This window comes from Alistipes sp. 56_sp_Nov_56_25, assembly GCF_001915285.1.
GTDB classification, from domain to species: domain Bacteria; phylum Bacteroidota; class Bacteroidia; order Bacteroidales; family Rikenellaceae; genus Alistipes; species Alistipes shahii.
The window spans coordinates 591-15,364 of sequence record NZ_MNQF01000016.1 but is presented as its reverse complement, the minus strand read 5'-3'; the positions used below and the strand labels follow the sequence as shown (position 1 = coordinate 15,364).

At 60.1% G+C, this 14,774-nt stretch carries 11 protein-coding genes and 2 pseudogenes; 7 read left to right on the top strand and 6 right to left on the bottom strand.

The window, feature by feature from the left end:
• Nucleotides 1-91: 91 nt before the first annotated feature.
• Entirely contained in the window at nt 92-1,003 is a 912-nt protein-coding gene (locus tag BHV64_RS05980; RefSeq protein WP_009596562.1) for a nucleotidyltransferase family protein, read from the top strand.
• A 350-nt stretch (nt 1,004-1,353) separates the two neighbouring features.
• Here the strand turns inward: BHV64_RS05980 and BHV64_RS05975 are convergent, their stop codons facing one another.
• From BHV64_RS05975 to BHV64_RS05965, 3 genes are read right to left on the bottom strand one after another with little or no spacing between them, the layout of a single operon-like run.
• Nucleotides 1,354-1,743, bottom strand: a complete 390-nt coding sequence (locus tag BHV64_RS05975) for a hypothetical protein (RefSeq protein WP_009596573.1) — start codon at nt 1,741-1,743, stop codon at nt 1,354-1,356.
• A gap of 1 nt (nt 1,744) precedes the next feature.
• Nucleotides 1,745-4,177, bottom strand: a complete 2,433-nt coding sequence (locus BHV64_RS05970) for a GumC family protein (RefSeq protein WP_288115649.1) — start codon at nt 4,175-4,177, stop codon at nt 1,745-1,747.
• A gap of 8 nt (nt 4,178-4,185) precedes the next feature.
• The gene (locus BHV64_RS05965) at nt 4,186-4,983 is read right to left on the bottom strand and encodes a polysaccharide biosynthesis/export family protein (protein WP_130063174.1); all 798 of its coding nucleotides are present in this window, start codon (nt 4,981-4,983) and stop codon (nt 4,186-4,188) included.
• A 174-nt stretch (nt 4,984-5,157) separates the two neighbouring features.
• Between BHV64_RS05965 and BHV64_RS05960 the strand changes: the two genes are divergently transcribed.
• The 4 genes from BHV64_RS05960 to BHV64_RS05945 all read left to right on the top strand — a co-directional run bounded on the left by BHV64_RS05960 (nt 5,158) and on the right by BHV64_RS05945 (nt 9,047).
• On the top strand, nt 5,158-6,441 hold the full coding sequence (locus BHV64_RS05960; protein ID WP_009596567.1) for an alpha-amylase family glycosyl hydrolase: 1,284 nt from the start codon (nt 5,158-5,160) through the stop codon (nt 6,439-6,441).
• 124 nt (nt 6,442-6,565) lie between these two features.
• The gene (locus BHV64_RS05955) at nt 6,566-7,435 is read left to right on the top strand and encodes a TPM domain-containing protein (protein WP_288115648.1); all 870 of its coding nucleotides are present in this window, start codon (nt 6,566-6,568) and stop codon (nt 7,433-7,435) included.
• 119 nt (nt 7,436-7,554) lie between these two features.
• A complete protein-coding gene (locus tag BHV64_RS05950) occupies nt 7,555-8,130 on the top strand; it encodes a LemA family protein (RefSeq protein WP_009596617.1) in 576 nt (191 codons plus the stop codon).
• A gap of 5 nt (nt 8,131-8,135) precedes the next feature.
• Nucleotides 8,136-9,047 carry a DMT family transporter gene (locus BHV64_RS05945; protein WP_130062770.1) on the top strand — a complete coding sequence of 304 codons (912 nt, stop codon included), beginning with the start codon at nt 8,136-8,138 and terminating at the stop codon, nt 9,045-9,047.
• Nucleotides 9,048-9,142: 95 nt separating this feature from the next.
• Here BHV64_RS05945 and BHV64_RS05940 read toward each other — a convergent pair whose 3' ends face one another.
• The 3 genes and pseudogenes from BHV64_RS05940 to BHV64_RS05930 all read right to left on the bottom strand — a co-directional run.
• Nucleotides 9,143-11,515: an outer membrane beta-barrel protein gene (locus BHV64_RS05940; RefSeq protein WP_288115647.1), complete on the bottom strand. Its 2,373-nt coding sequence runs from the start codon at nt 11,513-11,515 to the stop codon at nt 9,143-9,145.
• A gap of 178 nt (nt 11,516-11,693) precedes the next feature.
• On the bottom strand, nt 11,694-12,164 hold the full coding sequence (locus BHV64_RS05935) for a GyrI-like domain-containing protein (protein WP_288115646.1): 471 nt from the start codon (nt 12,162-12,164) through the stop codon (nt 11,694-11,696).
• 118 nt (nt 12,165-12,282) lie between these two features.
• Nucleotides 12,283-12,429: pseudogene (locus tag BHV64_RS05930) on the bottom strand (MerR family transcriptional regulator); the annotation flags it as partial.
• Nucleotides 12,430-12,809: 380 nt separating this feature from the next.
• Between BHV64_RS05930 and BHV64_RS05925 the strand changes: the two are divergent.
• Together BHV64_RS05925 and BHV64_RS05920 are read left to right on the top strand one after the other, a co-directional pair.
• Nucleotides 12,810-13,538, top strand: a complete 729-nt coding sequence (locus tag BHV64_RS05925; RefSeq protein ID WP_195290684.1) for a lysophospholipid acyltransferase family protein — start codon at nt 12,810-12,812, stop codon at nt 13,536-13,538.
• A 3-nt stretch (nt 13,539-13,541) separates the two neighbouring features.
• Nucleotides 13,542-14,774: pseudogene (locus BHV64_RS05920) on the top strand (ATP-binding protein); the annotation flags it as partial.

Genomic DNA, 14,774 nt, shown 5'->3' with positions numbered 1-14,774 from the left:
TAACCAATTTCATAGAAAACCTTTGCGGAACGCGGTGAATTTTTTAACTTTGTAATCGTTTTGATTTTAACGCCAAAAACAGATAAAAAATATGGTAAAACCTACATTACTGGTCCTCGCCGCAGGCATGGGTTCGCGCTACGGCTCGCTCAAGCAGATGGACGGGGTCGGCCCCAATAACGAGGCCATTATCGATTATTCGGTTTACGACGCGATCCGCGCCGGTTTCGGCAAGGTCGTATTCGTCATTCGCCACTCCTTCGAGAAGGAGTTCCGCGAGGTCTTTTCGGCCGAGCGTTTCGGCGGCCGCATCGCCGTCGAGTTCGTCTTTCAGGAGTTGGACTATCTGCCCGAAGGCGCTTCGGTTCCCGAAGGCCGCGTCAAGCCGTGGGGCACGAACCATGCCGTGATGATGGCTGCCGACGCCGTGCACGAGCCGTTCGCCGTCATCAACGCCGACGACTTCTACGGCGCCGAAGCCTACCAGACCATCGGCGACTACCTTTCGCAGCTCGGTGACAGCAAAAACCGCTACTGCATGGTCGCTTACGACCTGAACCGGACCCTTTCGGACAACGGCACCGTATCGCGCGGCGTCTGCGGCGTGGATGCCGACGGCAACCTGACGTCGATGGTCGAGCGTACGCAGATCGAGCGCATGCCCGACGGCCGAATTCTCTTCCACGACGGCGGCGCCGACGAAGAGCTTGCCGAGGATACCCCCGTTTCGATGAACCTCTTCGGCTTCACGCCCGACTTCTTCGCCTACTCGAAGGAGTATTTCAAGACGTGGCTCGCCGAGAACCGCGAGAACCTCAAATCGGAGTTCTACATCCCGACGATGGTCAACAAACTCATCGGCGAGGGCGCGGCGTCCCTGCGCGTGCTCCGTTCGGCGGCCCAGTGGCACGGCGTCACCTACAAGGAGGACAAACCCGCGCTGATGGCCTCGATCGAGAAGATGATCGCCGAGGGCAAATACCCCCGCAATCTCTGGGCTTAGTTCCCGGCGTTATAATAAGGGGCGGCCCGAAAGCCGCCCCTTATCTTTTGTCCCGCATTGTCCTATTGTTTTCCGACGTCTTTTCGGCTGCCTGTCCCTGTTGTCTTTGTCCGCGGTTGTCTTGCCGTTTTTTCTGCCGCTTTCCGTCTGCCGCTTCTCGTCTGCTGTTTCTTTCGCAGCTGTTATCCCGCCGCCTTTTCCGGCGCCATTCCGTCCGGGCAGGACCTTCCGTACCTTTCATCCGTTCCGCAAAATAAAAAAACAGGACTCCGAAAAGTCCTGTTTTTATCTTTGGTTAACAACTGTTGGGAACCTGTTGCGCAGCCGTCGAACAACCTGCGGCCGGCCGGTCAGTCCAGAAATCCCTCCCGTACCAGCTGCTCCCTGATCTTGGTCCAGTCCGCCACCGGCCGTTTCACGCCGTCCACGAACCGGATCGGACAGCCCAAGTTGCTGTCGTCGATATAGAGGTCCGCATGAATCTTCGGCGACGAAGTCCAGCGCTGCTGCGAGGGGTTTTCGTTGATGGCGTAGAGCGGAATCTCCCGGTCCCTGAACCACTTGACTGCCTTGTCGAGCAGTGCGCCCGAACGCATCGTGTAGAGTATCAGCCGGCATCCGTTGTCGGTGAGTTCTTTGAGTACGGCAACCGCGCCTGCATCGTCCCCGATTTCGGGGTAGGCGTGCGTTACCACCGTGCCGTCGAAATCCACGGCGATCAATGCATTGTGTATAGCCATATTATTTCTTTACTTTACGTGCGAGTTTGCTGAAGAAAAGTTTGATCCGCTTGCGGTAGCTTACCTCCTGATGGTCGTCGCCATAGCCGTATCCGTAACCGTATCCATACCCGTAACCATAGCCGTATCCGTACCCGTAGCCATGGCGGCGTGTGCGTGTGCCGTTGAGCACGATGCACATGTTATGGAACTTCTTCTCGCGGTAGAGCCGTTCGATGTCGGGCAACTGACGGCGGTCGAGCACGCCTTCGCGCACGATATAGATACAGAGGTCGGCCAGACGGTCCGTAATCACCGCATCGGCTACCGACATGGCCGGCGTGCTGTCGATGAATACGAAGTCGTAACGCTCCTTCAACTGCTCTACCAGCTTGTCGAGCCGGTTCGAGAGCAGCATCTCGGTGGGGTTGGGCGGCTGTATGCCGGCGCAGATCACGTCGAGGTTCTCGTGGAAGCCCATGTTCGTCACCAGCTGGTCGATGTCGGTGATCGTTCCGGCCAGATAACCGGACATGCCGTTCTTGCTGTTGCTGCGTCCCAAGTGCGTCGTGAGTGCGTGACGGCGCAGGTCGAGGTCTATCAGCACGACCCGTTTGCCCGCCATGGCCAGCGTCATTGCCAGATTCATCGCCACGAACGTCTTGCCCGCATGGGGGTCCGACGAGGTGAAGAGCACGCACTTGATCTCCTTGCCCGACGAGACGTTCATGAACGCCTCCGACAGCGCGTCGCGTCCGGTTTCCCGGACCACCACGCCGCCCTTGTTGTCCCCTTCGAGGAAGGGTATGTCGCCGAGGAACGGTGCGCTGAGGTTCTCCTCCACGTCCTTGCGGCCGCGGATGGTCGTGTCGAGCATGCCGATCAGGTAGAGTATGCCGAACGGAATGGCCAGACCTGCCAGCAGGCTGATGCCGAGGATGATCGTCGAGCGGGGCGATACGGGGCGTGCGCTTCCGTACGCCATGTCGATCGTGCGCGAGTTGCTCTCGGCCACGGCGTAGTTGAGCTGCGTCTCCTCCTGCTTGTTGAGCAGGTAGAGGAACAGCTCCTCCTTGATTTTCTGCTGACGCATGATGTCGAGCATGACCTTCTCCTGCGAAGGCATGGTCGAGATGCGGCGGTTGACCTGCGCCTCCTCCTTGCGCATGGTTTCGAGCTGTATCTCCAGCGTCGAAATATGGGAGTTGAGCGAGGCGATGATCGAGCGGCGCACGGCGGCCAGCCCGTTGTCTAGGTCCTGAATGACCGGACTGCGCTCCGAGCTGTTTTCCAGCAGCTTCTCGCGCCGCAGGATGGCCTCGTTGTATTCCGATATCTGCGCGACGATGCCGTTGTTGGTCATCGAGGCCACCATCGGGATCAGGTCGCCCGCATGCGACGGGTCGTTGAGGTATTCGCGGATGAAGTCGGCGACGCTTATCTGATTCTCGATCGTCAGGCTTTCGGCCTTGTAGCGCGTGCTCTCGGTGATGGTGCGGGTCGCCTCCGAGGTGATGTCGATCATCTTGTTGCTCTTCTTGATGTCCTCGATGTCGCGGTCCACGTCTCCCAGCTCGCGGCCGATTACCTGCATGCGCTCCTTGATGAAGTCGGCCGTCACCACCGACAGCTGGCGCTTGTCGGCGATGGCGTCTTCCTCATAGACGGCGATCAGCGTGTTGATCACGTCCTCGGCGCGGCGCGGCACCGAATTGTTCATCGAGATCGTCACGATCGAGGCCTGCTTGTTGGCCACGTCGCTCTTCACGGCGGCGCGGTAGGCGTTGGTCGTCGCCGCGAGCGAATTCTTGATTACGGTGATGGGTTTTTTCAGATAGGTCGAGTCCATGAACAGGGTCTTGTGCACGACCACCTGCCCGACGGGCGTGGCGACCGTATCGCCGTATTCGGCCAGAATGACCCGCTTGGTCTCCTGCCGCGTCACGAACTTGTCCTCGAAGTCCGTCAGCTCGATCTTGCCGTTTCTGAGCGGGGTGACCTCCAGCGAAAGCTTCTGCTTGGAGTTGTCGTTGATGAAATCGACTTCGATCGGCGAACGGCCGTACAGGTCCGCCGTGCGCAGCCCTTCCCGCACCGAGTAGTTGACCGTCAGGTGGAGGCGCTTGACCACCTCCGACATCAGCCGGTGCGACTGGAGGATATAGACCTCGTTGTCTACGTTGCGGCGGTTCTGGAATCCCACCAGATCGCTGAACGCGCCCAGATCCGTGTCGCCGCCCTTGCGGCTGTCCTTCACGAGGATGGTCGCCGTCCGGCTGTATATTTTCGGGGTGCTTGCCAGATAGTAATAGGCCGTTCCCAGACAGATGATCGCCGAGAGCGCGAACCAGTACCAGTTGGCCAGAACCATCTGAATCAGGTCGTGGAGCGTGATGCCGTTCGTGTTTTCGGACTCTCCGTTCAGCAGATGCGGATTGATGTTCTGTTCTGTCATGGCCGGTCTTATTTGGTCAGGGTTATGATGAGCGTCGCCACGGAAATTGCCGTACCCACGAGCGAAAGGTAGAAGTTTCGGTTCTGGCTGATTTCACCGGTCTGCGCCTTGTATTTGTTGGGTTTGACGTAGATCACGTCGTTCTGCTGGATGTAGAACGCGGGGGAGTTGAACAGCTCCTTCGACGTGAGGTCGAGGTACTCGATGGTGCGCACGCCGTCCACTTCGCGGGCCACAGCCACGTCGGTGCGGATACCGTAGATCGTCAGGTCGCCGGCCATGGCCAGCGCGTCGAAGATCGAGAGTTTGTCGCGCGTGACGTCGTAGTGTCCCGGACGTGCCACCTCGCCGATTACCGAAATCTTCATGTCCGCGAACTGCACGTTTACCGTCGGGTCGTTGATATACCCGCCCTCGACGATCTTGTCGGCTATGGCCTGCGCCAGTTCGCTCCGGGTTTTGCCCTTGCACTCGATCTTTCCGATCACGGGCATTTCGAGCTGTCCGTTTTCATCCACCGTGCGGATTTGCAGCGACTGGTTGGTGGCGCTTCCGTAATTGGTCGCTCCGGTCAGGGAGCTCAGCGACGACGACGAGTTGAACGGCACGGCCAGTTCGGGGTCCTTGCTGTTGACGACGATCGTCAGCCTGTCGAGGGGCTTGATGCGTATCTGGCCGTTTTCTGCGATCTGTTCGGGCGTGAACGGCTGGGCATCCTGCAGGTACCATGCACGCTTTTGCGAGGCGCATGACGTGACGAGTAGAGCCGTCAGTACGACCGGCATAAGGAGACGTAAATGTTTCATATTTGATTAAGGCGTTTTTATAATCGTGCGCAAAGGTAAGAATTTTCCATGAAATAAATGCGCCCTGAGTCAGCTATTTCCGTCGAATTATGCCTGTTTTTGATCGGGGCGGAGCGTTTGTCCGGAAAAAAACGTACATTTGACACCCCGAAAACCGACCTTTTTATTTAAGCTATGGAAATGTTACATCCCGAATGGAGTTATCAGGCCGTGCTCTATGAAATGAACGTGCGCCAGCTGACGGCCGAAGGCACGCTGCGCGCCGCGGCCGCGAAACTGGGCTTCCTGCGCGACATGGGCATCGACGCCGTGTGGCTGATGCCCGTCTATCCGATCGGCGTCGAGGGGCGCAAAGGCTCGCTCGGCTCCTATTATTCGGTCCGCGACTATTGTGCGGTCGATCCCTGTCTGGGCACGATGGAGGATTTCGACGCCTTCGTCGCCGAAGCGCACCGGCTGGGTATGAAGGTGCTGCTGGACTGGATCGCCAACCATACGGCGCGCGACGCCCGCTGGGTGACCGAGAAGCCCGCTTCGTGGTACGAGCGCGACGCTTCGGGAGCGCCCGCCGTGCCTTGGGACTGGACCGACACGGCCAAACTCAACTATGCCGAACGCGAAGTGTGGCGCGCGCAGGGCGACGCCATGGAATTCTGGGTCCGCGAACACGGCGTGGACGGCTTCCGCTGCGACATGGCGATGCTGGTTCCGATCGAATTCTGGAACGAGACGGCGCAACGCCTGCGGCGGGTGAAGCCCGATCTGTTCATGCTGGCCGAAGCCGAGGAGACCTACCTTTTCGACGGGGGAGCCTTCGACGCCTGCTATGCGTGGGAGATGCACCACCTGATGAACGACGTGGCGCAGCAAAGGGTCCGCGTCACGTCGCTGCGCGACTACATCTATGCCGACCGCCGGCGCTATCCCCGTTCGGCCATGCGGCTGGCCTTCACCTCCAACCACGACGAGAATTCGTGGAACGGCTCGGAGTTCGCCCGCATGGGCGCCGCCCGCGAGATCATGGCTGTCTTCACCTTCGTCGTGCCGCGCGGCCTGCCGCTGATCTACACCGGTCAGGAGATCGGCTACGACCATTCGTTCGCCTTCTTCGACCGCGACCCGCTTCCCGCCTACGGCTCCAATCCCTTTTCGGAGTTCTACCGCCGTCTGACGGCGCTGCGGCACGCCAATCCGGCGCTCGCATCGGGCGAACGGGGCGGCGAGATGATCGAGATACGCAACAACGCCGAGGACTGCCTGATGATTGCGGTCCGCGAGGCGGAGGGCAACTGCGTCGTCGCGGTCATGAACCTCTCGCCCTATGCGATCCATGCCGATTACTATACGGGCATCTACGCCGGCATGTATACCGACGCCATGACGGGCCGTCCCGGCGAACTCCGCGGCCACGTCGAGGAGGATATGGCGCCGTGGAGCTACCGCATCCTGACCCGCTGACGCTTCTGCGCCGCCGAAAAAAGACCGCCGCACGACAGGGCGGCCTTTTTTTTGCATTTTGTCCGGTAACTTCCTGCCGGAATCCGTTCCGGTTCCGGAATATTTGTTATTTTTGCCGATGAATATGAGACGCTTTATCATTCTTTGCCTGCTGCTCTTTGCGAGCCTTGCGGCGCAGGCCCGGAGCTACCGCGCCGAGGATATCCCCAATGTCCAGCGCGCCGACCGTACGTCGAATCCCGACGGTATCCTTTCGCCCGGCGCCGTAGCGCGTATCGACTCGGTCTGCGGGGCGCTCCGCGACCGGGCGATTGCTCAGGTGGCCGTGGTGGCCGTGGACGACATTGCGGGCGGCGACGTCTTCGATTTCGCCGTCGATCTCTTTACGCAGTGGGGCGTGGGGCGCGCCGAGAACGACAACGGGCTGGGCATCCTGCTGGTCAGGGACCGGCGTGAAATCCGCTTCGTCACGGGCGGAGGGCTCGAAGGCGTGCTTCCCGACGCCGTCTGCAAGCGGATTCAGCTGAAATACATGCTGCCCGCCTTCCGCGAGGGCGACTACAGCCGCGGCATGGTCGCGGGCGTCGAAGCCGCGGCGCAGCTGCTCGAAGGCAGCGAACTGGATCTGGGCGGTACGGATACCGCGGACGGGGAGCTTCCGTCGTGGGCCGTCTTCCTGATCGTCGTCGGATTCGTCGTCCTGCCGCTGGGCGTCGTCATGCTCGGCTATTATGCCCGCAAACGCTGCCCGAAGTGCCACAAACCGACGCTTCGGCAGCAGTCGAACCGTATTTTGCAGGTGACTCCCAGCTACCGGCTGGTCGAGTACACCTACGTCTGCTCCAACTGCGGGGCCGTGGTGAAGCGGCGGGCCAAAAATCTGCGCGACGACAATTTCGGCGGTGGCGGCGGGACGATCATCGGCGGCTTCGGCGGTTTCGGCGGTTTCGGCGGCGGGTCGTTCGGGGGCGGAGGCGCCGGATCGCGGTGGTAACGGGGTGTTTAAAGGCAATTGCATGATGCCGCACAGGGCGGACTTCTAAGCGCGGCTGTCGGCCGCGGATATGGCGGTCCGGAACGAAATGAGTTGATTATTTATTAAAACAGTTTGTTATGAAAAAATGGATTTGGATTGGAGTCGCCGCCCTTGTGGTGATCTTCTTCTATGCAACGTACAACGGATTCGTCAACAAGGAAGAGGGCGTTAAGACCGCATGGGCCAACGTCGAGACGCAGTATCAGCGCCGCGCTGACCTGATTCCCAATTTGGTGAATACGGTCAAGGGCTATGCGGCCCACGAGACGCAGACCTTTACCGAGGTGACCGAAGCCCGCGCCAAGGCCACCTCGATCAACCTGTCGGCCGACGACCTGACGCCCGAAAAGCTGGCCGAGTTCCAGCAGGCGCAGGCGCAGGTGCGCTCGGCGCTGGGCCGCCTGATCGCCGTGTCGGAGAGCTATCCCGACCTGAAGGCCAATCAGAACTTCCTCGAACTGCAGGCGCAGCTCGAAGGCACCGAAAACCGTATTTCGGTGGCCCGCAAGCAGTTCAACGAAGTGGCCCGGACCTATAACGTCTCCGTGCGCCGCTTCCCGGCCAACCTCGTCGCCAAAATGTTCGGTTTCGAGCAGAAGCCCTACTTCGAGTCGGCCGAAGGCTCCGAAGCCGCGCCGCAGGTACAGTTCTAAAGGAAATGGCGAACGCTAAGTCGCGCGGCTGCGTGCTGGGTGCCGTGGCCGCCGCCAGTTACGGATTGAATCCGCTCTTCACGCTGCCCCTCTACGGGGCGGGCATGGGAGTGGATTCGGTGCTTTTCTACCGTTATCTGCTGGCTGCGGCGATGCTGGGCGCGTTGATGCTCGTCCGGCGGCAGTCGTTCGCCGTGCGCCGCCGCGACCTTGTGCCGCTGGCGGTCATGGGACTGCTCTTTTCTTTCTCGTCGCTCTTCCTGTTCGAGAGCTACAACCACATGGACGCGGGCATCGCTTCGACCATCCTGTTCCTCTATCCCGTGCTGGTCGCGGTCATCATGGCCGTCGGTTTCCACGAGAAAGTGAGCCGGATCACCATGCTCTCGATCCTGCTGGCCTTCACCGGCATCGCCATGCTCTACAAAGGCGGCGGTGAGCCGCTCTCCTTTCTCGGCGTCGCGCTGGTTTTTCTCTCGTCGCTCTGCTATGCGGTCTACATCGTGGGCGTCAACCGCTCGTCGCTGCGCGGCCTGCCGACCGAGAAACTCACCTTTTACGCTCTGCTGTTCGGCCTGAGCGTCTATGTCGTGCGCCTGCGCTTCTGCGCCGACCTGCAGGCGATCCCCACGCCCGGACTCTGGATCAACGCCGTCTCGCTGGCGCTCTTTCCGACGATCGTGTCGCTGGTGACGATGGCCGCCGCCATCCGCGCTATCGGCTCTACGCCCACGGCGATCCTCGGTGCGCTGGAACCCCTTACGGCCCTCTTTTTCGGCGTCGTGGTCTTCGGCGAACGGCTCACGCTGCGCATCGTGCTGGGCGTGGTGCTGATTTTGGTTGCCGTGACGCTCATCATCGCCGGTCGGTCATTGCACATTCCTTTCCCGCACCTGCGGTTCCGCCGGGCGCGGTAGGGTAGTGGCGGAGTATGAAAGAGAATGCGGCATTAAGCCGCGTTCTCTTTTTCCTGTCCGCCATGGTCGTCAGGGGTGGTTGCCGCGCGGACGATCTACACCCGGCTCTTCTCGTCGGCCGAACCCGCCTCGACGGCCCTGCGCTTGAAGGCCTTGCCCGACTTGAAGTTGTAGCTCAGCGAAATGCGGAATTCTCGGCAGTTCCATTGCTGGGACACATCCACCCTGCGGACGAATCCTTCGCCGCGTGCGCCGACGTGCTGCGGGCGGTCGATCAGGTTGCGCACCGAGCATGCGGCGGTGAACTTGTCGCCGAAACGCTTCTTGATCCCTGCGTTCAGGAAATGGAGCGGTTTTACCCAGCAGTTGCCGAAGTCCATGCGGCCCTGAAGGCGGTACGACAGGTCGATGTAGAACTTCGCGGGGAGCGTGAAGGTGGTCGAAGCGTTCGCGAAATAGAAGTTGTAATGCGCTTCGGGCGTATGCTGGTCGACGCGCTGGCCCTGACGGATGTAGGTGGCGTTGAGGTTCATGGTCCACCATTTGGCGAACTGGCACGGCGCATTGGCCGAGACGTAATAACTCTTCGTCGTGTCGTAATTGACCCACGCTATGCACAGCCGCTTCGGGTCGTCGGCGTCGGGACGCATCGTCTGCTGTATTTCGCCGGTCTGGACGACGGTGCCGCCCGTAAGCGTGTATTTGTGTTTCAGCACCAGCGTCAGGCTCGCGTCGTGCTTGTAGGCCGGATCGAGTTCCGGATTTCCCGTCTGATAGGTGTAGTCCGAAATCTGGAACCGCTGCGGGTTGAGGGTCCAGAACCGAGGCCGCTCGATTGTGCGGGCGTACTGTGCGATCAGCGAATAGGCGCCGTCCTTGGTGAGTGCATAGGAGACGTTGGCGTTGGGGAACAGACTGAAATAATTCTGCGCGATGCCGTGCCCTTTGCCTTCGGTGCGGGTGTACTCGCCGCGCACTCCCGCCACCAAGCTCCAGCGTCCGAGATTGGCCGACGCGATGCCGTACGCCGCGGCGATGTTCTCCGTGTAGTTGATCGTGAAACTCTGGTTGTCGTTGCGCGCCCATGCGTCGTCTTTCAGGTATTCGTACAGCGCGTCGTTGTGCATGTCGTTGTAGGTGTACTTGGCGCCGGCCCGCAGCGACCAGCGGGGCGAGAATTTCTTGTCGAAGGCCAGCGTGGCGGTGGTCACGTTGTAGACCGAGACCGAATTGTCGCGGTAGGCCGAGTCTGCGGCGGGCGCGGGGGCCGGAGCGGTTATGCGGCTGAAGTTGTCGTTCTCGGCGTCCGTGGTGCGGCGGTTGTAGTCGGCCAGCACCTTGAGCGTCGAACCCAGCGAGTCGATCTTCCAGATGTAGTTGAACGTCAGCGAGTAGTTGTTGCGCGCTGTGAAATTGTCATAGCGGCTGTCGGTGCGGGTCACCCCCTCTTCGGCCGTGAAGTCCGTGTAGGAGTCGTTGGGACCTTTTTCGCGGTTGCGCCAGTATTCGAACTCCGCGCCGACGCTCTGGCGGGAATTGATCTCGTACACCGAACCGAAGCTCGCGCCGAAATTCCGGTCGCGTTCGAATTTTTCGGAGTGGGCTTCGAGACTGTTGCTCCCCGACGTGTAGCGGGTGTTTTCGTCCGATTCGAATTCGTCGGTTTCGAGGTTGAACCACGCCAGCCCGTAGAGGTCGAGCCGTCCCGAATGGTAGTTGACGCGCGCACGGGGATTGACCGACCGCACCCAGCGGCCCAGCCGCGAATCGACCGACAGCGACCCCTCCATGCCGTTTTCGCGGCGTTTGCGGAGCGTTATCCGGATGATGCCGCCCGACGAATCCGCATCGTAGTCCGCGCCGGTCGTGGGCACGACCTCGATTTTCTGGATGTCGTCGGCGCGCAGCGAACGCAGGTAGGTCAGCAGCTGCGCCGGTTCCATGCGCAGCTCGCGGTCGTTGACGTACACCTTCGAACCGCTCTTGCCGTTGATCGAGATCTTCTCGTCGTCCACCCATACGCCCGGAGCGCGCTCCAGCAGTTCGATGCCATCCTTGCCGATCGCCGCCGGGGCGTTGGCCACATCGACGACAAAGCGGTCGGCCTCGCGGCGGATCAGCTGCGCCTTGACCACCACGCCCTCGATCTGCGTCGAGGAGCTTTTCAGCACGATGTCGCCCAGATCGTTGTCCGCATCGACGCGCACCTGCCGCAGGACGGGATCGAAACCCAGATACTGGATCGAGAGGGTGTATTCGCCCGTCGGGACCTTCAGCTCGAAACGTCCGGCGTCGTCGGTCGCCATGCCGGCCACCTGCTCGCCGCCCCTGAGCAGTACCACCGTCGCATACTCCACGGCCTGTCCCTGCGCGTCCACGACGCGGCCTCCGGCCGGATACATGCGGGCCGCTGTTGCGTTCGCCGCAGCCATTGCGAGCAGCAGGATAAGGAGGATAAGTTTTTTCATAATATTCTGCGTTTAATTGTAATCTGCGTAGCATTTTAGTTGACGTGGCAAAGATATGTAAAAATGTTTATACTTTGCAATGCATAGTACTGTATTTTTGCAGAAAATTTTGATACATATATAAATAAGACCTCCGTACCGGCAGGGTACGGAGGTCCGAAAGGGTAGGACGGCGGGGTTACCTGCCTGCCGGAATCTGAATTTCGGTCAGCCACTCTTCCTCGCTGTCCTTGTTCCAGATGCCGTCGATATAGCTGAACCGGGGGCTTCCCGCGAGCTTGTATCCCTCTTTTTCGACGTATGCGTAAAGCTCGGCGAAGGTCTGCGGCAGGGTGTCGTAGTTTCCGCGGTGATACATGCACACGGCCGTCGGCACGGCCTCCAGCTCCTTGAATTCAATCAGCTCCGACTCCTCTTTCCGTTCGGTCACCGCTTCGCAGTATTCGATGTCGATGTCCCGTTCCCTGAATTCGCAGGTGTGGTCGATCGTGAAGCAGTAGCCCGGTTCGGAACATTCGCAACCCAGCCGCGCCATCTCCGGTCCGATGACATTGGGGCAGAGGTCGAACAGTTCGTCGTAGCCCCTGACGACCCGGCGGTGGCTGGCGACGACGACCGCCGGCAGCTCTTTGATAAATGCTTTTTCCATTTTCTTCGGTTTTGCGAGTTCTTTTCCCAGCCTTTCCAGCTCCGTCATGCGCCGCTCCAGCCGAAGTGGCCGCGATAAGCTCCGGCGACGGGCGCGTCCGCCCCTCGTCGAACAGCTCTCCGATCTCTTCGAGCGTGAATCCCAGCTCCTTGAGGTCGCGGATCGTGTTCATCCTTCCCAGCTGGCATACGTCGTAATAACGGTATCCGGTCCACTTGTCCACTTGGCTCGGTACGAGCAGCCCGATCTCTTCGTAATGCCGCAATGTCTTGACGGTAACCCGGTTGAGCTTGGAAAATTCTCCGATTTTGAATTTGATTTTCGTTGTCTTCGTAAACTCTGCGCAGTGTTCATGCGGCAAAGATACACCCTGACCTTGGGGGCGGGTCAACTGTTTCGCATTATTTTTTTCGGCGGCCTGCGAAAAAAAGGTCCGGCCCGACGGTCATCGTGAATATTTTGTTGAAAAATCGTTGCTCCCCGATTTAGGATTCCTGCGAATAATTCCTAAATTTGCAGATTGAATTATTATGGCTCATTGTCCCCTGATGTTATTCCGAACGCTCCGCTATGCCGTTTTCCGCCCGATACGGCGTCCGGACGGGTGCGGCGGGGTGTGGCGGCCGGGCCTTAAAGACTGATTTTATGATAAGCGCAGTTTACTATATCTTTCTGGTCTTCCTCTGCACCTTTTTCATGGTGCTGTCGGCCGTCGCTCTGGTCGTATGCTATCCTTTCGACAAGGGCCGCCGCGTGGTGCACGAACTGTCGCGCATTCTGGTCCGCATCTTCTTCGCCGTGCCTCCCCGGTGGCGGCAGCGGGTGATCGGCCGGGAGTACGTGGACCGGAAGAAGAGTTACGTCATCGTGCTGAACCACAATACGGTGATCGACATCCCGACGCTTTACTACATTCCGCTCAATTTCCGCTGGGTCTCCAAGCGCGAGGTCTTCAAGACCCCCTTCTTCGGGCAGTACCTCGTCCTGCACGGCGACATCTGCATCAACCGCGGTCGCGCTTCCGAAGCGCTGGAGCAGATGGTCCGCGACGGCAAACTATGGATTTCGCGCGGCGCTTCGGTGGCCGTATTCCCTGAGGGTACGCGCTCCAAGGACGGCGAGATTCACCGTTTCAAGGCGGGGGCCTTCACGCTGGCCAAGGAGGCGGGCGTGGAGATTCTTCCCGTGGTGCTCGACGGTACGAAGACGCTCATCAAAAAGAACGCGCTGTTCAACTGGGGCAACCGGATCACGATCCGGGTGCTGCCCCCCGTCTCCGCCGGGCGGGTCGCCGCGGCCGAGACGCACGAACTGATGCAGGAGGTGCACGACGCCATGTGCGCGGCCCTCGCCGAGATCCGAAACAAAAAATAGACTATGGCAGATTTACTCAATACGAATCCGAACGACAATTACGGCGACGACGCCATCGTCACCCTCTCGCCGCGGGAGCACATCCGCCTGCGGCCCGGTATGTATATCGGCAAGCTGGGCGACGGCGCGCAGGCCGACGACGGCATTTACGTCCTCATCAAGGAGGTCGTGGACAACTCGGTGGACGAGTTCATCATGGGCGTCGGCCGTCAGATCGACATTTCGATCGCCGACAACGTGGTTTCGGTGCGCGACTACGGCCGCGGCATTCCCCTCAAGTCGCTCGCGGCGGCCGTCAGCGAGATGAACACCGGCGGCAAGTACGGCGGCTCGGCCTTCAAGAAGACCGTCGGCCTGAACGGCGTCGGCGTCAAGGCCGTCAACATGCTTTCGAGCGAATTCACGGCCCGTTCGGTCCGCGACGGCGAAGCCCGCACGGTGACCTTCGCGCAGGGACTCGAACAGAGCGATACGTGGGAGAGCGGCGTGAGGGAGAAGAACGGCACTTTCATCTCGTTCCGCGTCGACGAGGAGGTTTTCGGGCAGTACGCCTACAACCTCGAATACGTCGAGCAGATGATCCGTGAACGAAAACATGACCGAGGAGCCGCTCTATCCGCCGATCCACCTTTCGGGCGACGACATCGAAGTGGCGATCGCCCACGGCACGGGTTACGGCGAGAGCTACTTCTCGTTCGTCAACGGCCAGTACACCTCGCAGGGCGGCACGCATCAGGCGGCGTTCCGCGAGGCCATCGCCAAGACCGTCAAGGAGTTCTACCACAAGGATTACGACCCTTCGGACATCCGCACGTCGATCATCGCCGCCATTTCGGTCAAGGTCACCGACCCGGTCTTCGAGTCGCAGACCAAGATCAAGCTCGGTTCGAAGGAGATCGAGCCGGGCGTGTCGATGCGCAACTTCGTCGTGGACTTTCTGGGCAAGCACCTCGACGACTACCTGCACAAGCACTCCGAGACGGCGCAGATTCTCCAGAAGAAGATCGTCGAGAACGAAAAGGAGCGCAAGGCGATTTCGGGCATCCAGAAGAAGGCCCGCGAGACGGCCAAGAAGGTGTCGCTCAACAACAAGAAACTGCGCGACTGCAAGATACACCGCACCGACAAGCATGAGCTGGCCGAACAGTCGATGATCTTCATCACCGAGGGTAATTCGGCTTCGGGTTCGATCACCAAGAGCCGCGACGTGCGTACGCAGGCGGTCTTCTCGTTGCG

Excerpts from the sequence above, each read along its gene's own strand:
- BHV64_RS05980 (WP_009596562.1), top strand. The coding sequence starts at position 92 with ATGGTAAAACCTACATTACTGGTCCTCGCCGCAGGCATGGGTTCGCGC.
- BHV64_RS05975 (WP_009596573.1), bottom strand. The coding sequence starts at position 1,743 with ATGGCTATACACAATGCATTGATCGCCGTGGATTTCGACGGCACGGTG.
- BHV64_RS05970 (WP_288115649.1), bottom strand. The coding sequence starts at position 4,177 with ATGACAGAACAGAACATCAATCCGCATCTGCTGAACGGAGAGTCCGAA.
- BHV64_RS05965 (WP_130063174.1), bottom strand. The coding sequence starts at position 4,983 with ATGAAACATTTACGTCTCCTTATGCCGGTCGTACTGACGGCTCTACTC.
- BHV64_RS05960 (WP_009596567.1), top strand. The coding sequence starts at position 5,158 with ATGGAAATGTTACATCCCGAATGGAGTTATCAGGCCGTGCTCTATGAA.
- BHV64_RS05955 (WP_288115648.1), top strand. The coding sequence starts at position 6,566 with ATGAGACGCTTTATCATTCTTTGCCTGCTGCTCTTTGCGAGCCTTGCG.
- BHV64_RS05950 (WP_009596617.1), top strand. The coding sequence starts at position 7,555 with ATGAAAAAATGGATTTGGATTGGAGTCGCCGCCCTTGTGGTGATCTTC.
- BHV64_RS05945 (WP_130062770.1), top strand. The coding sequence starts at position 8,136 with ATGGCGAACGCTAAGTCGCGCGGCTGCGTGCTGGGTGCCGTGGCCGCC.
- BHV64_RS05940 (WP_288115647.1), bottom strand. The coding sequence starts at position 11,515 with ATGAAAAAACTTATCCTCCTTATCCTGCTGCTCGCAATGGCTGCGGCG.
- BHV64_RS05935 (WP_288115646.1), bottom strand. The coding sequence starts at position 12,164 with ATGGAAAAAGCATTTATCAAAGAGCTGCCGGCGGTCGTCGTCGCCAGC.
- BHV64_RS05925 (WP_195290684.1), top strand. The coding sequence starts at position 12,810 with ATGATAAGCGCAGTTTACTATATCTTTCTGGTCTTCCTCTGCACCTTT.